We start from the raw sequence: 18,799 nt of genomic DNA, 5'->3' as shown, positions 1-18,799 counted from the left end.
GTGATGATGGCGGAGGGGACCCACGCGTTCCCATCTCGAACACGACCGTTAAGCCCTCCAGCGTCGATGGTACTTGAACCGCAGGGTTCTGGGAGAGTAGAACGTTGCCAAACTACATAGGGATCTTTTGGTGGAGCCAAAAGTCTCTCAGCTCTGAAAGAGCCTTACTTGGAGAATTCCAGGTAAGGCTTTTTTTTGCATGTATCCGCGAAGGATTGCTATGAAACCCAAATTAGCTGTATTTACTACAGCTAATTTCAGCATTTGCACGATGAATTATTATTGGAGGTAACATGACGTTTCCTTGCTCGATATTTTTATTAAACCGGCCTTACGGTAAGGCTGAAAACGAAGCAGCATCCACAGCCGCGGCAGGAGCATCCAGCAGTGAAATATCGTTAGGTGGCGCAGCCAAGCACCAGGTATCCACGGATATAGGATGAGGATCAATGCAAGTCCTATGCAGAAGAGGTGAAGCTGTACTTTGGTAACCAGTCGAACGGAAGCATGTCCATCAGGCAAGAAGCCCGACCAGAAGATGCCCCAACGATAGGACCACCCGCGCATAGCCATCCCAATGGTGAAATGGAAATAAGCGCGAATAAGCACCGTATGGAAGATGAGCACGAGTGGATAGCTAACTAATAGAGGAAGCCAACTAGTTGGGTCAAATTTGTAGAAGACTATCAGAACAAGAGACGTATAATAGAGAACTATTTTATATAAAGAATGATAAAAACGCCTCATCAAGGTATAGCTATAAATCGTAGATTGCTTAGATAAATTAGATTCTTGTTTGATGGACATGTGACAGACCTCCGCGCTGCGGTTACGTATTATGAAGGTATTATCGGCATCTTCCTTCCAAATTATGAGGGTTTAGCTAGTTTAGGAGAATCTAGAATCGGACATACTAGTCGTAAAAGATCGTGGGGTGATCATATGGAGGAGAATCGGTTTGGATTATGTATGATTTGCGAACAACAACGGGTTGGCGGGATTCATATTGTCACAGCATTCATATGTGATGAATGTAGTAAAGAGATCGTCAAAACGAACGTTTCCGACCAGAAATATCCGTTTTTTGTGAGCCAGATGAGGAAGGCATTTTACATGGGAAATTCGAGACAGTTTATGAATTAAGAGGAGAAGCTTCTTTTACAGAAGCTTTTTTTGTTTTTTTGTCAGCAATCCACTACTATATAAGGGTAAATCGAAAATTGAAAGCTGACGAAGCTGGGGGAGTTTGATCCGTTTGTGCAGCGAACATACATATAAGGCTCGAGCGCCTCTATACGAGGCTATGGTAGCCCATCACGCTAAGATGTCCGTAAGTTTACATGTGCCAGGGCACAAATCAGGTCAAGGGCTTCTAGAAGAGGGAGCAAGCTTTCTACAATCGGTTATGTCCATTGATTATACAGAAATTACAGGACTTGATGATTTGCATCATCCTGAGGGGGCTATATTGGAAGCAGAGCAGCTCGCGGCAGATTGCTTTGGAGCGGAGGAGACGTACTTTCTCATCGGCGGGAGCACGGTTGGCAATTTAGCGATGATCGGCGCTGTTTGTCAAAGGAATGACATCATTCTGGTTCAAAGGAACGTACATAAATCGGTTATCCATGGGCTCATGCTGGTGGGGGCCCAAGCCGTATTCCTAGCGCCTAACATTGATACCGAAGTAGGTATAGCCACAGGCTTACATATCGAAGACGTTAAGCGGGCATTAGAGAAGTATCCAACCGCGAAGGGGTTATTTATTACTAATCCGAATTACTATGGACTCGGTACTCTTGTGAAGCCTTTTGCAGATCTGATGCATGAGAAAGGAAAACTCCTTTTAGTGGATGAAGCACATGGCGCGCATTTCGGCTTCCACGAGGAGGTACCGGCCTCGGCCTTATCCCAAGGCGCAGACGCAGTCGTGCAGTCAACACATAAGATGCTAACTGCTATGACCATGGGTGCCATGCTGCATGTACAAGGGCCTCGGATTAACCGAAAGGCGATCCAACAATTGTTGGCGATGCTTCAAAGCTCAAGCCCATCCTATCCAATTATGGCTTCCTTGGACTTAGCGAGAAAGCGAATGCACACCGAAGGACAGGCTTGGTTGGAACAAGGACTCACGATCATGAAAGAGTTCAGATCAGGCTTAGAGGAACTAGACGGAGTGTGCTACTATCCTCGAGAAACCCTGCAGCATACCAGAGGGAGAGCAATCGCAACAGCGGATCCTTTTAAAATTGCTATCTATGATCCCACTCATAGGTTGTCTGGAGCGGAGCTCAAAGAAAGGTTAGAAGCGGAAGGCTGCTACGTAGAGATGACGGATGGCTATTTGGTTTTACTCGTATTTACCCCTGCTAACACTAGAGAGGATATGCTTCGAGTTCTCCATGTTTTAAGCAACATTTGTTTGGACATCACGAACCAAAAGCAGGAACTTCAGGCGCCTATCTCGAATATAATTAAATTACCCACCTACGCACCCATCTCCTCGCCAATAGGCTTTGACCGTAGTGTCGTGTATCAACAAGCCGCGACCAAAGAGGTTCATATTGAGGAAGCCATTGGGAAGCGTTCAGGTGATATGGTAATTCCTTATCCGCCGGGTATTCCTTATTTGTATCCAGGTGAAGTTATTACGGCTTCTGTAGCTGAGGCACTCGTATTTTTAGCTAGTCAGGGCATTAGGTTCCAAGGAACCCATTTTGGACAGACGTACAAATTAACTATATACACAGATCACGAAGGGACTTCGTGAGGCAGTAAGCAGGAGGAACAAGTGAACGGAATATTCATTACGTTTGAAGGGCCGGACGGCGCCGGCAAAACAACACAGCTTAAGAAAGTAGCGCAGGAACTGCAGAAATTAGGACATGATGTACTCGTTACAAGAGAACCTGGTGGCACTGCAATCAGCGATAAAATCCGCGGTATCATTCTTGACCCAGTTAATGAGGAGATGGTGGATCAAGCAGAGGTATTGCTATATGCGGCATCGCGTGCGCAGCACGTTCACGAGCTTATCCTTCCAGCGCTCAAAGCAGGTCGAATTGTTCTCTGCGATCGATTTATTGATGCCAGTGTGGCCTATCAGTCATACGGTCTTGGTGTCAATATCGAGATGGTAAAGAGTATTTCCAAATTTGCGAGTTCTGGACTGCAGGCAACTAGGACTTATATTATGGACGTACCGGTTGAAGTGAGTTTGGAGCGATTAAATCAGCGAACAGGTGCTGCTGAGTTTACACAGCAGTTGGATCGCATTGAGCAGAAAAATGTGGACTATCACAGCAGAGTACGAGCGGGCTTCCATCAAATTGCTTCCGATAATCCAGATCGTGTTCTAGTTATTGATGCTAATCGTAGTGTAGATCAAATAGCCGCGGATATTTGGCAGGATTGCGAACAATTGCTTGAGGAACATATTTCCGTCTAAAGCGGAAAACCAATTCTTAGTTTATAATATAAGGAGGCATTACCCATGAAACTAGTCGTAGCCGTTGTTCAGGATAAAGACAGTAACCGTCTCTCTAACGCTTTAATTAAGGAAGGGTTCAGAGCCACAAAGCTGGCAAGTACCGGAGGGTTTTTGCGTGCGGGGAATACAACCTTTATGATTGGTACGGAAGATGACCGTGTGCAAGAGGTGATGCAGGTGATTCGAGCTAATTGTAAAATTCGTGAACAGCTGGTAACTCCAGTTTCTCCAATGGGAGGAACGACGGATTCATACATTCCATTTCCCGTGGAAGTGCAAGTGGGTGGAGCGGCCGTTTTCGTATTGCCAGTCGAGCGATTCGAGCATTTCTAACCATAATCAGATTTACACAAGGATGGATGCGTCTTGAAAATTAATCCGGGGTTGCAGCCCATCGGTAAGAATATCAAAGTTAACGAGAATGTCCCTCCGCCACAGATGGCTCCTCGGAACTTCTCTGACATCATGCAGCAGCACGATGAGAAGTACACGCAGGAGCAGCTTGCTAAAATGGTGCAGCAAATCACGCTCCAAGGCGATCGTTTGTCGAGAGGTATGACGGTTAGGGAGTTGCTGCAATACAAGCTGCTGATTCGTCAATTTCTTGAAGAAACAGCTCGTCGCGGGGTTAACTTAAGAGATACGAAGGGCTGGGATCGTCGCGGCCGTTCGAAGCGATATAAGCTTTTAGAAGAAATCGATCAAGAGCTCCTCTCATTAGCCGATGAATTATTGGAGAATGAGCAGGGGCGGATCGAAATTTTGCATAAAATCGGAGAAATCCGAGGTATGCTGATCAACTTGTTATTTTAAAATATAAGCGTGTAATGGGGCGAAAAAAATGTCCTTTCAAGCGATACCGGGACAAGCAGCGGCAAAACGGCTTCTGCAGAACGGACTGCGTCAAGATAGACTTTCGCATGCGTATATTTTTAGCGGTCCTGTAGGGACGGGCCGTTCCGAAATGGCCATAGCACTCGCACAAGCGATCTATTGTCAGAACGGGACGGATGACGCATGCGGCGAATGCTTAGAATGCCGAAAGGTCGAGCATGGCAACCATCCGGATCTTCATATGGTCGCTCCTGAAGGCGCTTCAATTAAGATTGAGCAGATTCGGGAGTTGCAAAAGGAGTTTGCCTACCGTGCAACGGCGTCTGGTACGAAAATATATGTCCTGTACCATGCAGAGAAAATGACCGTACAGGCTGCGAATAGTTTGCTGAAATTTCTAGAGGAACCGAACTCTCGTGTAGTAGCGATTCTTATCACCGAGAACGGAAATGCGCTGTTACCTACGATTCAATCGAGGGCACAGTGGATCCAATTTACGCCAATGGCACGTGAACAGATGGTGCTCACACTGCTGGAAGAAGGCCTTCCAGCAGCATTAGTGCAACCTGCAGCGCATGTAACAGCAGGCTTGCAAGCGGCTAGAGATTTAATTGCAGCAAATTGGTTTGCAGAAATGAGAACCGTAATGTTACAATTAGCGAAGGAGACGCTCACACGTTTCCCTACTTCCATGATTACCGTACAACAGCGGATTGTGAAAACAGAACTTGCGGATCATGTTTCGACGTTGTTCGACTTACTGATCCTCTGGTTTAAAGATATGGTGCAGTTGCGCCTTGAGCGCAGAGACAAGCTTGTATATAATGACCAGCTAGACTGGATGAGCTCACTCGCGTTAAGTCGAGATGTCTCAGTCTGGGTGCGTATGATGGAGCAAGCCGTAGATTTACAAAAGCGACTGCGTTCCAATGCCAATTCTCAGCTGGTTATAGAGAAAATGCTCGTGGAGATGCAGGGGGTGTAAGATGTACTCAGTGGTTGGCGTCCGCTTCAAGAAAGCGGGTAAAATATATTATTTTGACCCCATTGATTTACCGATCGAGAAAGAAAGTGCCGTTATTGTTGAGACCGCACGCGGTGTAGAATACGGCAAGGTCGTGGTGGGCAAAAAGACTGTTAAAGAGAATGATGTAGTTCTGCCGCTTAAAAAGGTCATTCGCATTGCGGATGATACGGATGCTGATTTGGTTGAAGAGAATAAAAAAGCAGCCAAGGACGCTTTCCAAACGTGTCACGATAAAATTAAAGACCACAGTCTTAAGATGAAGCTAGTGGACGTAGAGTATACCTTTGACCGGAATAAAATTATTTTTTATTTTACGGCAGAAGGACGCGTCGATTTCCGTGAGCTTGTGAAGGACTTGGCGAGTATTTTTCGGACAAGAATTGAACTGCGTCAAATTGGTGTGCGTGATGAAGCGAAGATGCTGGGTGGCATAGGTCCGTGTGGGCGAATTCTATGTTGTTCCTCATTCTTAGGTGATTTCGAGCCGGTGTCCATTAAGATGGCCAAAGATCAGAATCTGTCTCTGAATCCGACCAAAATATCGGGATTATGCGGAAGATTAATGTGCTGCTTGAAATATGAACATGATAACTATGAAAGTGCCAAAGATTCGCTGCCGACGGTTGGTCGTCTAGTGATCACCTCATTTGGCAGTGGGAAAGTACTGGGTCTGAATATTAAAGAACGTACGGCAAAGGTTCAATTGTTTGATCTTGGGAAAGCACTAGATCTACCATTCGATGATGTTGTTGAACAAGAGTAGAAGATCGAGGATCCAAGGAGGCGCTGGCCAGTAAGCATGCATGGCACTAGAGGTGAGAGCGTGGATAAACAGGATATTTTTGGACAAATAGATGGGATCGAAGAACGAATGGGTACCACGTATGCTGAATTAGGTGCCTTGAAGAAACGGATTATTACCCTCATCGAAGAAAATAAGAGATTAAGCATAGAGAATCAACAGCTGCGTAAGCTCATTCGCCAAGAGGAAACGGTGGTCGAGGAGCCGACGAGAGATACTGTTGACGAGCCGGTACAGCTACCAGGAGCCGGATATGATAATTTAACCCGCTTATACAATGAAGGATTTCATATTTGCAACGTATACTATGGACACCTTCGGACCGAGGGAGATTGTTTGTTTTGCTTATCCTTTTTAAATAAATAAGACGCTTGGCCGTAGGGGTGTATCCCTTACGGTTTTTTTCCATAATAGGATACATAGAGAAAGGAAAGACGTATGAAGCAAGTTCCTTTACTACCGACTGAACGAATTGATGATTTACTGACATATGATTTGAAAATTATCCAAAGTGATGAAGTGTTCAGCTTCTCGATGGATGCTGTCCTATTGGGGAGGTTCAGCAGTGTTCCGCCTAAGGGGCGAGTAGTAGATCTATGTACAGGTAATGGTGTCGTTCCCCTGTTGCTGTCCACACGAACCCGCGCAGAGATCTGGGGCGTTGAAATCCAGGAACGTTTGGCGGATATGGCCGTGCGCAATGCGGAGATTAACGATCTCTCGGAACGGCTGCATATGGTGCAGGGTGATTTGAAAACGATTCACAAAACCTTGGGACACGGACAATTTGATGCTGTCACCGTGAACCCACCCTATCTGCCTGTGCCGAATGGGGAGCAGAATAGCAATGCGCATTTTGCGGCGGCTCGTCATGAGATTCATTGCACGCTGGAGGACGTTATTGCGGCAAGCGCTAAGCTAGTGAAAGCAGGGGGCAAAGTAGCCATGGTACACCGTGCTACGCGGCTTATCGACATCTGCTGCCTGATGAGGCAGTACCGCATCGAACCGAAGCGAATCCGTTATGTGCATGCGCGTGCGGGAGAAGAAGCGATGATGGTGCTAATTGAAGGGATGAAGGATGGCAAGCCGGAGATTCGTACGCTGCCGCCTCTAATCGTATACACGGAGAACGAGGAATACTGCCAAGAACTGAAAGACATCTATTATGGAGGCCGGAGCTCGCTTGAATTCTCGTAAGTGGGTTAACTGTAGGATTAATATAAAGTGATGAGGGATTTAACTGTGAGTTTGACTATACAAAAAAGCTACCGCGAGGATCCTAGCGGTGTAGGCACGCTTTACCTGGTTGCCACGCCGATCGGCAACCTCGAAGATATGACCTTCCGCGCGATCCGCACGCTGAAGGAAGTGAGCATGATTGCCGCTGAGGACACGCGGCAAACGCGCAAGCTGCTGACCCACTTCGAAGTCGCTACGCGACTGGTCAGCTATCACGAACACAACAAGCAAGCAAGCGGCCCGGAGCTGGTCCGCTTGCTGCTTGAAGGGCAGAGCATCGCGCTAGTCAGCGATGCGGGACTGCCGGCCATTTCCGACCCAGGTTATGACCTGGTGAGGATGGCCGTAGAGGAGGGCGTGCCGGTGGTGCCCATCCCCGGCGCGAATGCGGCCCTGTCGGCGCTGATTGCATCAGGCTTGCCGACAGAGCGTTTCTCCTTCGTCGGTTTTCTCCCGAGGGAGAAAAAAGACCAGACGAAGTTGCTTGAAGGGCTGCAGCATGTGCAAGACACATTGCTGTTCTATGAATCGCCGCACCGCGTGGAGAAAACACTTCTCCGCATGGCGGAGGTGTGGGGGGCGGAGCGCAGGGTTTGCCTCGCCCGCGAGCTGACGAAGCGGTACGAGGAGTTCCTGCGGGGTACGATCGCAGAGTGCCTCGCGCACTTGGAGCAGTACCCGCCGCAGGGCGAGTACTGCGTGATCGCCGAAGGCGCATCCGACGCGGCCGTTCAGGAAGCGGCCGATGGTTGGTGGGAGTCGAAGACGCTCGGCGAGCATGTCGCCCACTACGAGGAGCGTGGGATCGATCGCAAGGATGCGTTGAAGCTGGTTGCGACAGATCGTGGATTATCGAAGCGTGATGTCTATAATGCGCTGTTGGAGCGTTAAGGGGCGTAACAAGATAAAGCAGTATGACATAGAATAGGAAAAGGCCCCTTACGGGGCCGGATCCATGTACATTCTTGGGTGCAGACAAAAAAAGATCTCTAACCCGTGGCCGAAGCCAACAAAGTTAGAGATGAAAGGAGATATGAAAAAGGTTAGAATTACCAATAGGATAAGTGCTACTTCTATTATATACTACTTTTCTTATTTTGTCACAGGTGTTGGCATTTCTGCTAAACAAATATGGCAAACAATTTTTCCCTTGAAGTAAGATACGTTCTCCGCATTGCCACAGAAGATACAAGCAGGCTCATATTTCTTCAACATGATGCGCTCGCCGTCTACATATATTTCCAAAGCGTCTTTCTCGCCAATACCCAATGTGCGGCGCAGCTCGATTGGAATAACAACGCGTCCTAGTTCGTCCACTTTTCTAACAATTCCGGTAGATTTCATCATATATATAAAACCCCTTTCGATTTTATCAAATTTTAATCAAGATCGTCATGTTTCGACATTTTGCTTATGACTAATGATACCAACGATTCCCAAAATAGTCAACCATATTTTCACTGAAAAAGAGTCGATAAATCCCTAAATTAATTATTTTTGTGACAGGCTTAATCTCGATAATGACGCTAGGAATAAGGGCTTGTAAGGGGTATATTACGCAGGTTTCAAATTCATATTTGTCGAGAAATACTGGAAAATCAGAGGCTGAAAAGCGAAGGAATTGGAATTTTAAATTCGACATTAAACGACATTATAAAGGGTTCTGTGTCGAAAATGTCGAAACATTTACAATTATTAAGGGAGGTCGAAAGCGTATGAATGAAGAAAAGGTGTTCAAAGATCCCGTTCATAAATACATTTATGTGCAAGATGAAACGATATGGGATTTGATTAATACCCGGGAGTTTCAACGATTGCGCCGTATTCGTCAACTAGGCACATCTTATTTAACTTTTCATGGTGCCGAGCATAGTCGTTTCTCCCACTCGCTTGGCGTTTACGAGATTACTCGGAAAATTATTTCGCAATTCGAACGCAATCACTATGAGGATTGGCCGAAGGAGGAGCGTCTGCTCTGTCTGTGTGCGGCTCTACTGCATGATTTGGGGCATGGTCCGTTTTCACATTCCATCGAGAAGGCATTCGGTACAAGACACGAGGACTGGTCCTGCCGCATTGTGCTTGGGGATACCGAGGTGAACGAAGTGCTGAGCCGGGTCTCACCTGATTTTCCTAAGAAGGTGGCAGGTGTCATCTGCAAATCGTATAGTGAAGAAATTGTGGTCAGCCTGGTATCCAGTCAACTAGACGCGGACCGTATGGATTATTTGCTGCGTGATGCCTATTTTACAGGCGTTAATTATGGCACATTTGATCTGGAGCGAATTCTTCGTGTGATTAGACCCTACAAAGGGCATATCGTTGTGAAAGAAAGCGGCATGCACGCGGTCGAGGACTATTTGATGTCACGCTATCAGATGTACTGGCAGGTTTATTTCCATCCGGTTACGCGAAGCGCAGAAATTCTTTTGCATAAAATATTTGCACGCGCTAAGCATTTATACGATGAAGGCTATACATTCGGGTTCATGGTGGAGCCGATCCTGCATCTGATTCAGAATCAAATCTCCTTGGAAGATTATTTGCTGCTGGATGAGTCAGTCATGCAAACGATGCTGACCTTTTGGAGTCAAGAGAAGGATGAAATGCTGGGGGATATGTGCAAGCGTTTCTTGGACCGTAAATTGTACAAGTACAGCACCTTCGATGGAGATCAGGAACAGTTGATTCAGCGCTTGGAAAAGGTGATGAGAGAGGTTGGCTTCGACCCAACGTACTATATGGAGATCGATTTCCCATCGAATCAATCCTATGACGTGTACAGAGCTGGTGAAAATGATGATAATTTGCCGATCCTGCTGCTGGATCATAAGGAAAACTTAACTGAAATTACACATCGGTCGGAAATTGTACAGTCAATTAGCGGTTTTCAAATGGGGAAGCATCATGTGTATTATCCAGAGGAGCTGCTTGAGAGGTTGAGTGCCGAAGATTATCCTGATGTTTGGGGGATGTTGGGCGAGCAAGAATAAGGGAGAGTACCGTAGAATTTGGAACACCATCATTGTCATTGACATAGAGGAGAACAGACATGCTAACAGATTCACATACACATTTAAATGCCGAACAGTTTAAGGAGGACCAAGAGGAAGTCATTCAGCGGGCGCTAGAGGCCGGCGTTACGAGAATCGTGAATGTCGGCTTTAATCGTGAAACGATTCCGAGTTCGATTGAACTTGCGGAGAAATATGATTTCATCTACTCAACGGTAGGTTGGCATCCTGTCGATGCTATTGATATGATGCCTGGCGATTTGGAATGGATTGAGTCCTTATGCCAACATGAGAAGGTGGTTGCAATTGGGGAGATCGGTTTGGACTATTACTGGGACAAGTCACCGAAGGATGTTCAGCAGCGGGTATTTCGAGAGCAAATTCGTCTTGCGCGTAAGCTGGGAATGCCGATTGTGATTCATAATCGAGATGCACATCAAGATATTTTAACGATTCTCAAAGAAGAGAAGGCGTCAGAGGTCGGAGGCATCATGCATTGCTTCTCAGGGAGCTGGGAAACGGCCAAACAGTGTCTGGATATGAATTTCCATATTTCCTTCGGAGGGCCAGTTACGTTTAAAAATGCGGTGCAGCCGAAAGAAGTGCTGGCGCAGGTTCCGCTTGATCGTCTCTTGATCGAAACGGATGCTCCTTACTTGACACCCCATCCTTTCCGCGGTAAACGCAACGAAACCGGTTATGTTCGCTTAGTGGCGGAGACTGCCGCGGAAATTCGGGGGATGACGCTGGAAGAGCTAGCTGAAATTACAACGAACAATGCGATTCGGTTACTCGGCCTCAAGTAAAGCATTTTTCTTGAACTTCTGGCGCAGAACCACGCCGCACGCGAAGGAAACGAATGCAAAGCCGAGCAGTGGAACTAGGAAATGTAGGATGGGTGTTCCCATCATAAACGGAATCGTCAGGATGATAAGCTCGAGTGTTAGGGTTAACCAGATGATATAGGCTAGGGAACCTGCTTTGGCTCGAGACTCCAAAGGATACATATCGAGCCAGAACGTATACCGATGCGCACGCTCCAGAGACGTAAGCTGAACCATCGTAATGACAAGTGCGATGAATAGAATGACGCTTCTTGCCATCGTGGAATCTGAAACGGCTATGGCTAATATGCCAATCACAGTCAGCCGAAGAACAATCGCGAACAATTCGGTGCGCAGCAATGTCTTCATATATAAGTAGAGAAACGCCGAATCCTGTCGAAAGGGAATCATTCGGGTAAGCCCGCTGATCCAACCTCGGCGGGCTATTCGCGTTGGTAATTGCGGTACATCTACAAACCAATTAAAGAAGGCGTAGAGTCTAGCTTGCTGCTGCTTTTCTTTGGCAATCAGATAGTCCCATCCGATCACATATTTAGCTGCGTATCGAAAGGCAAGCAGCCAAATGAATACAAGCAGAATCGCTGCTAGGCTGGCCCATAAGCTGCTATAGTGAAATTGGATCGTAATGAGGGCAATAGATGCCGCCCAGCGAAAACTGACAGACACGAATCTTGTTCGTTCAGCGGCAAATCTTCCTTCCTGCCAACTGGCTAATAGGTTAGCTACTTTTAATAGAAGTAATAGAGCTAGCATGAGCAGAAATGGCTGTGAATCGGCACCTAAACAGTGGCTATAAAGCGGCCGTAATGTGACCCAAGCGAGAAATAACCACGCACCCTGAAGTGAAAAGCTATACAGGAAGCTGCTTCGAAAATAGACACCCATTTCATGCTCTATCCGCAATAGAAACATTCGATCGGCACTGCGGGTCAGTGTTCGAATAGGGCTTGAAGTGACGAGTGGAACGAGCACGAGCAGCACGATCCATAGGTACGGATAATCTGTCGGAAGACGCTGTAATGTTTTTGCATAATAATAGGAAGAAACGATGACAAGAAACAACAAAAAGCCGATAAAGTTACTGCGTGCGGCATACTGCCAATACCCCATGGATTCCTTCATATAATGTTGGAAACGCTGTTTCCATAATGCGTGTGTGTTAAATGCATGTGTAGTATCGGTTAAGTGACTCATGCCAGGTCTCCTTGAACAAGCTTGTAGAAGATGTCGTCTAATGACGCCTGAGGCAGCTCGGTTTGTGCGCGTAATTCGACTAAATCTCCCTGCGCAACCATGTGACCTTTGTGGAGAACGACATAGGTATCGCAATATTTTTCAATTGTAGACAAAATGTGTGAGGAAATGAGGAATGATGCGCCTTTTTGTTTCATTTTAACCATTAGTTCTAGTAAGGAACGAATCGCTAAAGGGTCGAGTCCGAGAAACGGCTCATCGATAATATACAGAGAGGGCTCGATTAGGAACGCATTCATGATCATGACCTTTTGTTTCATCCCTTTGGATAAATGACTGGCGAAGCTGTTCAGCTTGTCCTTCATTTGAAACTGCTCTAATAGGGACTGGGATCGTGCTTCGTAGTCCTCTTTGGAAATGCCATAAGCCATGGCTGTAAGCTCAAGATGTTCGCGAATCGTAAGCTCTTCGTATAGCTCCGGACTTTCAGGCACGTAGGCATATGTCGCTCGGTAAGGTATTGGATTTTCGGCTAGGGTTAAACCGTTAATGCGAATGGTCCCTTTTTGCGGTTGAAGCAGCCCGAGGATGTTTTTGATGGTCGTACTTTTACCTGCACCATTGAGTCCGATTAGCCCCATCATTTCACCTTGGCGAATCGAAAAAGTGAGGTCATGGAGAACGGGCTTGTTGGGTAAATAGCCACCGAATAAAGCGTTTACCTGTAAGATGGGAACCATCTCAATTGCCTCCCTAAATAGCAAATTATTGGTATTTTTTGATCAAATACTTCCAGAATCATTATAAACAAATTTGCATTTTTAGCCTAGTTTTGGTCATTATGCATTAAAAAAACGAGTATACGTACGTTAAAGTTAGACACATGTAGATATAAGTGGGTTATATTTGAAAAATAATCGAAATTTAAGCGATTTAGCCCTTTTTAAAGGGTGTTAATCCCTTTACAGGTTGAGATTAACAGCGTAATATACTTTTCATAATAACTTAATATCCAATTTGCCAATTTTCCATTCGCTGAGTTCCAAATGTGGAAACGGGGGAACCACTGCAAGCTTAATGAGCATTCAAATGCGGTTAAGTAAGCAGAGAGTAACAGGGGTGAATCATAGACGTCAAACAAGCAGTTTGCGTCTACGTAGGGCGACTCTCACGTCCGAATCCGTCAGCTAACCTCGTAAGCGTAAGAGAGGTAACGATTGTCGTGCGTGCTATTTGTATTTCACTATGCAAACTAAGCCAGCGAGAAGAGTCCTCTTCTTGCTGGCTTTTTGTCCTCATACAGGGTTTTACACAGATCGGAAGACATAAAATAACCCGGAATTCATAGGATGATGAATAGGTAAAAGGGGGGGACGACCAGATTCAGCGAGTTAAGCAGGCTGATGATGGCGAGCATGTTAAGTTAAACTAAAAACCTTAGTCGCGTCAAATTTAATCATGCTGTAACCTGGCGGCGAGGCTTTGAAGGAGGACCGAAGAAGTGGGCAGTATCTCAATTAGCGAGACCCATGTAAAACGATCATCCAGCATGTCCTTCGCATTGCGATGGAAGCATGAAAACTTGCGTTTGATTTTAAGCCTAGCTATAATCTCAATCGCAATGACTTTCATGTTTTTGGTGTTGTTGTACGGAACGGCTACCAAGAGCGTATCCGTGGTTGTGAATGGACAAGAAACTATTGTGCACACGAAGCAATGGGTCCTGCAACGCCTACTGGATGAACAAGCCATAACGATTGGTGAACACGATGAAATTTCAGCTGCACTCACGACCAAGCTCAAGGGTGGAGACAAAATTGTAATCGAGCATGCTTCACCAGTTCAATTGACTGCTGATGGAAAGACCACCACTGTTTACACAACTGCAAGAACGGTAGAAAGTGCATTGCAACGTTTAAATATTGCACTTGGGGAGAACGATCGTATTTCTCCCGAACCGACGGCCGCTCTTAGCACAGGCGATGAAATCAAGATCGTCCGTGTGAAAAAAGAGACGGAGGAAGTCTCTGAACCGATCGCATTCGAGACAGAGAAAAAGAATGACGCGTCTTTACTTAAAGGGAAAGAGCAAGTGGTCCAAGAAGGTAAAGCAGGCGTTCTGGTGAAGAAGAAAGAAAAGACTTTCGAGGACGGTGTATTAGTCGCGGAAGCAGTTGTGGGTGAAGAAGTACAAACAGAAAGCGTTAAGAAAGTAGTTTCCGTAGGAACGAAAAATCCTGTGGTCGTTCTCTCCGCCTCTTCACCGAGCGTGGATGAGGTTTCCAAGAATGGTGTGACCTTCGGCTACAAACAAATCCTCAAAAACGTGAAACTTACTGCCTATTCAGCGGACGCGGAGTCGACAGGCAAAACCGAGGGCTCCTCTGGTTATGGTAAAACCTACACAGGAACTACTGTAACTGAAGGGCGTACGATTGCCGTTGACCCGAAGGTGATTCCACTGGGTTGGTGGGTATACATTGAAGGCATTGGTTTCCGTCGTGCTGAGGATATTGGCAGCGGTGTGAAAGGTCAAATGATCGATGTGTACTATGAAGATCATGCTTATGCGAATAAATTCGGAACGAAACAAGGGTACACGGTGTATGTGGTAGGCCCCACAAAACCGTCCCAAAACTAACGTGTAAACGGTAGTTAGGCCGGGAACACTAGGCTATACACGTAGCTTGGCATATGCCTGCGCGAAAGAAGAGGAGACCCCTCTTCTTTTTCTGCGTACTGGGGAAGGAAAACGTAAATGATAAAAGAAATGATCGTTGTGGAAGGTAAGGACGACACGGCTGCCATCAGGCGGGCTGTGGAGGCGGATACGATTGAAACAGGCGGGTCCGCCATCGGACAAGCCGTACTCAAGCGAATTGCGCTGGCTCAGCAGCGCAGAGGCGTCATTATATTCACGGATCCTGATCACGCAGGTGAGCGGATCCGTAAAATCGTGGCAGCCAAGGTACCTGGCTGTAAGCATGCCTTCATTACGCAGGAGCAAGCTGCGTATAAGGGTGATATTGGCGTCGAGAATGCGACGCCGGAGACGATCCGTCAGGCGCTTCAGAGCCTGCGGACAGAGTATGACGCGGCGATCTCGCAGCTGACGATGGAGGATTTGATCGCGGCTGGCCTCATCGTCCATCCAGATGCGGCGGCTCGCCGTTTGGCCGTAGGCAACGCGTTAGGCATTGGTTATTGCAATGGCAAGCAATTTTATAAGCGCTGTGCGATGTTTCAGATTTCGCGAGAGGAATTCGAGGCGGCGCTTGAGCATTTGAATTGAATCATCACATTGAATCACGAGTACGAGAACCTATAGATAACGAGGTCTATCCTATGACGATATCCGGGCAAGAAGTGATTGTAACCGCAGAAGATGTAGCTACACCGAGTAAAACGAAGCAAATTATTAAGAGAAATGGTCTCGTGCTGAAGAAAAGCTTAGGCCAGAACTTCTTGATTGATCAAAATATATTGAGCAAGATCGTTATGGCCGCTGAGCTCGGGCCTACGAAGGCTGCGCTGGAGATCGGCCCCGGCATCGGCGCGCTCACACAGCAGCTAGCCAAGCTCGCTGGCCGCGTGCTGGCCGTTGAGATCGATCAGCGTCTGCTGCCCATTCTGGACGAGACGCTGGCGCCTTACCCTCATGCGACTGTCGTTCATGGGGATATTTTGAAGACCAACCTGCCGGAGCTGTTCCGGCAGCATTTCGAAGGCATGGAGGGCGTCAGTGTTGTCGCCAACCTGCCTTACTACATCACGACGCCGATCATCATGAAGCTTCTCGAAGAGAAGCTTCCGCTGGAGAATATCGTCGTGATGATTCAAAAAGAAGTGGCCGACCGCATGGCGGCTCGTCCGGGTACCAAGGACTACGGCAGCCTTAGCATTGCCGTGCAGTTCTACTGCGAGCCGGAGCTCGTCACGATCGTGCCTCGCACCGTCTTCGTACCGCAGCCGAACGTCGATTCCGCCGTCATCCGGCTGCGCGTGCGTCAAGCGCCGCCAGTTGAAGTAGCGGATGTGGACTTCTTCTTCGCTGTCGTCCAGGCGTCCTTCGTTCAGCGTCGCAAAACCCTTTATAACAACCTCGCGGCGAGGTTCTTTACTAAAGAGAACAAGCCGGAGCTGGAAGCGTTGCTGCACAGCATTCAGATCGAGCCTTCGCGTCGTGGAGAAACGCTCAGCATGGAGGAGTTCGCTCGCTTGTCAACGGCTCTTCGTGCGCACGGCTGCAAATAACCCGCACCAAATGCCTAGTCTCGCCATAGGATACCCCTAGGAGGGGATTTGTGCGATGAGGCAAGGAGATTATGTAACCCGTATTTCCTACGGCGGAGACGTCGTGTTTAAAATTGAACGAATTGAGCATCTCAAGGCCATTCTGCGAGGTGTCGATTTTCGGCTGCTAGCAGATGCGCCGCTCTCAGATCTGACAAAAACGAATCTTAAGGAGGAGACCGTGGATCATCCACGATCAAGTTCGCCTGAGTTTCGTGAGTCGCTGCGTCGGCTAGCAGTGTCCCAAGTGCAGTTGCAAGAGAAGAATCAGCAAGCCATCAACCACAAACAAAAGCCTCAAACCAATAATAATAGCTATTTTGAGGTGCCGGGAAGGGTGCTTCATCTGGATGGCGATCCAAGCTATCTGCGTAAAAGTATGCAGCTCTACGGTGAATTACGCGTGCCGGCAGAAGGTTTTTTCATTCCTGAGGTGCAGATGGCGGAAGCGCTGCAACGATTGCTTCCTCAATATAAGCCGGACATTGTCGTCATCACAGGACATGATGGCATTTTGAAAAATCGGCAAAGCATTAGCCCGAGCAACCTGTCGAGCTATAAGAATTCACAGAACTTTGTGAATGCGGTTCGAGTGGCCAGACAATATGAGAGGAATCGTGATGCTTTAATTATTGTGGCGGGTGCTTGTCAGTCGCATTTTGAAGCGTTATTACGTGCTGGGGCTAATTTCGCGAGCTCACCTGCTCGTATTCTAATTCACGCCTTAGATCCCCTGTGTATCGCTGCCAAGTTGTCCTATACCCCGACAAGAGAAACGATCTCGATGCTGGACATCATGGACTTAACGGTAACGGGCTTAGAAGGTCTAGGTGGGGTGGAGACGCGTGGTAGCTATCGAATGGGGGTTCCTGGTATTCAACACACGGAAGAGTCTGTATAGCTGTTCAAGGCGCTCCTGGATGAGGGACAAAATGTGGCCGGCAGTGATGTTGTGTCGATGGACGCATATGGAAATAAAGCGCATGAAAGAAACACTTGCTTGTCATCAACTCCATGAAGGAGGGTGGCCGAGAGGTGTTCTTTTTTTTTATGCTTAGAAAACTTTAATTGTCTATGTTTGCTTCGGAACACTTAGAAGAATGTGCGCGTTCGTGGAGTGTGATGAAGAAGTTTCTCCTTAACTGGAAAAGTGTGAATAATTTGCGAACATTGGTGACAACCTGAAGGGAGGGGAAATCGGAAACTGAACAAAAATGCCGTTGACAACGGGATTGGGGTGCTGATATAATATTTGCCCTCATTTGACATGAATGGTTGAATGGGTTATAATTGACAAGGAAAGAGGTGGTAGTTGACAATGGCAAAAAATGCGCTATTGGAAATCAAACGCAGTTTGGAGCCCCACGTTGGGCAGAAGATCATGTTGAGAGCGAATGGTGGCCGTCGTAAGACTGTCGAGCGTTCTGGTGTTTTAGAAGAAACCTACCCTTCTGTGTTTATTGTGAAATTAGATCAAGAATCCCACGCCTTCAAACGAGTGTCATACAGCTACGCCGATATCCTCACCGAGTCCGTCGAAGTTACGGTATGCAACGATGATGGTCAGGTTCGCATCACTTACATACAGCATTAGCTTAATAGCGTTTCGATATTGAACAGACCCTCGTGGTCTGTTTTTGCTTTCTATTTATGTGATTGATCATAGTGAAACGCACTGTGGAATTCACTAAGGTGCATGGACTTACAATGTTGGGACATACTAATCGAAATCGTCATCAATCACTGCTTATGATGGTTGCAAGTTCATTTTGCGAAAATGATAAGGGGGATTCGGTATGAGTCGAAGAAGAAGTGTGATGTCCGAAAGCTTTAAATACGAATTGGCAAAAGATCTTGGTTTCTACGATGTCGTGCAGCGTGAAGGTTGGTCAGGCATTCGCACAAAGGATGCGGGGAATATGGTGAAGCGGGCGATACAAATTGCCCAGGAGCATCTGGCGAAGGAGTATGTTTCAACGCCGACTAACGCTCAGGCTGCGCCGTATAACTACAGTCAGCCGACGGCTAGTCAACCGGCATTTAACGGGCAGGGCTATG

Annotated in this window: 21 protein-coding genes, 1 rRNA gene, 1 pseudogene and 1 riboswitch; of the genes and pseudogenes, 19 read left to right on the top strand and 4 right to left on the bottom strand. The window is 47.0% G+C overall.

Going from position 1 to position 18,799, the window contains the following annotated elements; all coding sequences use genetic code 11:
* Nucleotides 1-113: ribosomal RNA gene (gene rrf / locus AC58QC_RS29250) — 5S ribosomal RNA — on the top strand; the annotation flags it as partial.
* A gap of 166 nt (nucleotides 114-279) precedes the next feature.
* Here rrf and AC58QC_RS29245 read toward each other — a convergent pair.
* On the bottom strand, nucleotides 280-807 hold the full coding sequence (locus AC58QC_RS29245; RefSeq protein WP_497418530.1) for a hypothetical protein: 528 nt from the start codon (nucleotides 805-807) through the stop codon (nucleotides 280-282).
* A gap of 135 nt (nucleotides 808-942) precedes the next feature.
* Between AC58QC_RS29245 and AC58QC_RS29240 the strand changes: the two genes are divergently transcribed.
* From AC58QC_RS29240 to rsmI, 10 genes are all read left to right on the top strand, one after another.
* A complete protein-coding gene (locus AC58QC_RS29240) occupies nucleotides 943-1,143 on the top strand; it encodes a sigma factor G inhibitor Gin (protein ID WP_497418529.1) in 201 nt (66 codons plus the stop codon).
* A gap of 112 nt (nucleotides 1,144-1,255) precedes the next feature.
* Complete coding sequence (locus tag AC58QC_RS29235) at nucleotides 1,256-2,770, top strand: aminotransferase class I/II-fold pyridoxal phosphate-dependent enzyme (protein ID WP_497418528.1); 1,515 nt, start codon at nucleotides 1,256-1,258, stop codon at nucleotides 2,768-2,770.
* A 21-nt stretch (nucleotides 2,771-2,791) separates the two neighbouring features.
* Nucleotides 2,792-3,448 (top strand): dTMP kinase, encoded by a 657-nt coding sequence (tmk, locus tag AC58QC_RS29230; RefSeq protein WP_497418527.1) that lies wholly within the window; start codon nucleotides 2,792-2,794, stop codon nucleotides 3,446-3,448.
* A gap of 45 nt (nucleotides 3,449-3,493) precedes the next feature.
* On the top strand, nucleotides 3,494-3,823 hold the full coding sequence (gene darA, locus AC58QC_RS29225) for a cyclic di-AMP receptor DarA (RefSeq protein WP_056618038.1): 330 nt from the start codon (nucleotides 3,494-3,496) through the stop codon (nucleotides 3,821-3,823).
* 33 nt (nucleotides 3,824-3,856) lie between these two features.
* A complete protein-coding gene (locus tag AC58QC_RS29220; RefSeq protein ID WP_497418526.1) occupies nucleotides 3,857-4,303 on the top strand; it encodes a YaaR family protein in 447 nt (148 codons plus the stop codon).
* A 28-nt stretch (nucleotides 4,304-4,331) separates the two neighbouring features.
* Entirely contained in the window at nucleotides 4,332-5,309 is a 978-nt protein-coding gene (gene holB / locus AC58QC_RS29215; protein WP_497418525.1) for a DNA polymerase III subunit delta', read from the top strand.
* A gap of 1 nt (nucleotide 5,310) precedes the next feature.
* Nucleotides 5,311-6,114, top strand: coding sequence for a PSP1 domain-containing protein (locus tag AC58QC_RS29210; protein ID WP_497272761.1), 804 nt, complete (start codon nucleotides 5,311-5,313; stop codon nucleotides 6,112-6,114).
* A 60-nt stretch (nucleotides 6,115-6,174) separates the two neighbouring features.
* The gene (yabA, locus tag AC58QC_RS29205) at nucleotides 6,175-6,519 is read left to right on the top strand and encodes a DNA replication initiation control protein YabA (RefSeq protein ID WP_497349003.1); all 345 of its coding nucleotides are present in this window, start codon (nucleotides 6,175-6,177) and stop codon (nucleotides 6,517-6,519) included.
* A gap of 72 nt (nucleotides 6,520-6,591) precedes the next feature.
* On the top strand, nucleotides 6,592-7,353 hold the full coding sequence (locus AC58QC_RS29200; RefSeq protein ID WP_497418524.1) for a tRNA1(Val) (adenine(37)-N6)-methyltransferase: 762 nt from the start codon (nucleotides 6,592-6,594) through the stop codon (nucleotides 7,351-7,353).
* A gap of 45 nt (nucleotides 7,354-7,398) precedes the next feature.
* A complete protein-coding gene (rsmI, locus tag AC58QC_RS29195; protein WP_497418523.1) occupies nucleotides 7,399-8,286 on the top strand; it encodes a 16S rRNA (cytidine(1402)-2'-O)-methyltransferase in 888 nt (295 codons plus the stop codon).
* Between the two features lie 201 nt (nucleotides 8,287-8,487).
* On the opposite strand, the gene AC58QC_RS29190 is transcribed toward rsmI, so the two are convergent.
* Nucleotides 8,488-8,742, bottom strand: a complete 255-nt coding sequence (locus tag AC58QC_RS29190) for an AbrB/MazE/SpoVT family DNA-binding domain-containing protein (RefSeq protein WP_028557356.1) — start codon at nucleotides 8,740-8,742, stop codon at nucleotides 8,488-8,490.
* A gap of 368 nt (nucleotides 8,743-9,110) precedes the next feature.
* Here AC58QC_RS29190 and AC58QC_RS29185 point away from each other — a divergent pair, with 368 nt between their 5' ends.
* Complete coding sequence (locus AC58QC_RS29185) at nucleotides 9,111-10,388, top strand: HD domain-containing protein (protein WP_497418522.1); 1,278 nt, start codon at nucleotides 9,111-9,113, stop codon at nucleotides 10,386-10,388.
* Between the two features lie 59 nt (nucleotides 10,389-10,447).
* Nucleotides 10,448-11,215, top strand: coding sequence for a TatD family hydrolase (locus AC58QC_RS29180; RefSeq protein WP_497418521.1), 768 nt, complete (start codon nucleotides 10,448-10,450; stop codon nucleotides 11,213-11,215).
* Here the strand turns inward: AC58QC_RS29180 and AC58QC_RS29175 are convergent.
* Both AC58QC_RS29175 and AC58QC_RS29170 read right to left on the bottom strand, forming a co-directional pair.
* On the bottom strand, nucleotides 11,198-12,448 hold the full coding sequence (locus AC58QC_RS29175) for an ABC transporter permease (RefSeq protein ID WP_497418520.1): 1,251 nt from the start codon (nucleotides 12,446-12,448) through the stop codon (nucleotides 11,198-11,200). The two genes, AC58QC_RS29180 and AC58QC_RS29175, sit on opposite strands and share 18 nt — an antisense overlap.
* The gene (locus AC58QC_RS29170; protein ID WP_497418519.1) at nucleotides 12,445-13,188 is read right to left on the bottom strand and encodes an ABC transporter ATP-binding protein; all 744 of its coding nucleotides are present in this window, start codon (nucleotides 13,186-13,188) and stop codon (nucleotides 12,445-12,447) included. Before AC58QC_RS29170 ends, AC58QC_RS29175 begins: the two co-directional genes overlap by 4 nt.
* Before the next feature lie 283 nt (nucleotides 13,189-13,471).
* Nucleotides 13,472-13,665: riboswitch (cyclic di-AMP (ydaO/yuaA leader) on the top strand.
* Nucleotides 13,666-13,949: 284 nt separating this feature from the next.
* Here AC58QC_RS29170 and AC58QC_RS29165 point away from each other — a divergent pair.
* The 6 genes and pseudogenes from AC58QC_RS29165 to AC58QC_RS29140 all read left to right on the top strand — a co-directional run.
* Nucleotides 13,950-15,089, top strand: a complete 1,140-nt coding sequence (locus AC58QC_RS29165; protein WP_497418518.1) for a resuscitation-promoting factor — start codon at nucleotides 13,950-13,952, stop codon at nucleotides 15,087-15,089.
* A gap of 117 nt (nucleotides 15,090-15,206) precedes the next feature.
* Nucleotides 15,207-15,740, top strand: a complete 534-nt coding sequence (gene rnmV / locus AC58QC_RS29160; RefSeq protein WP_497418517.1) for a ribonuclease M5 — start codon at nucleotides 15,207-15,209, stop codon at nucleotides 15,738-15,740.
* 53 nt (nucleotides 15,741-15,793) lie between these two features.
* Nucleotides 15,794-16,702, top strand: coding sequence for a 16S rRNA (adenine(1518)-N(6)/adenine(1519)-N(6))-dimethyltransferase RsmA (rsmA, locus tag AC58QC_RS29155; RefSeq protein ID WP_497418516.1), 909 nt, complete (start codon nucleotides 15,794-15,796; stop codon nucleotides 16,700-16,702).
* A 55-nt stretch (nucleotides 16,703-16,757) separates the two neighbouring features.
* Complete coding sequence (yabG, locus tag AC58QC_RS29150; RefSeq protein WP_497418515.1) at nucleotides 16,758-17,642, top strand: sporulation peptidase YabG; 885 nt, start codon at nucleotides 16,758-16,760, stop codon at nucleotides 17,640-17,642.
* A gap of 417 nt (nucleotides 17,643-18,059) precedes the next feature.
* Nucleotides 18,060-18,335: a biofilm formation stimulator Veg gene (veg, locus tag AC58QC_RS29145; protein ID WP_028557365.1), complete on the top strand. Its 276-nt coding sequence runs from the start codon at nucleotides 18,060-18,062 to the stop codon at nucleotides 18,333-18,335.
* A gap of 202 nt (nucleotides 18,336-18,537) precedes the next feature.
* A pseudogene (locus AC58QC_RS29140) lies at nucleotides 18,538-18,708 on the top strand (small, acid-soluble spore protein, alpha/beta type); the annotation flags it as partial.
* Between the last annotated feature and the right edge of the window lie 91 nt (nucleotides 18,709-18,799).

The sequence above is a fragment of the Paenibacillus sp. J22P51 genome (genome assembly GCF_059692215.1).
The sequence above is the reverse complement of the archived record's forward strand: the minus strand, read 5'-3'. Positions and strand labels throughout refer to the sequence as shown.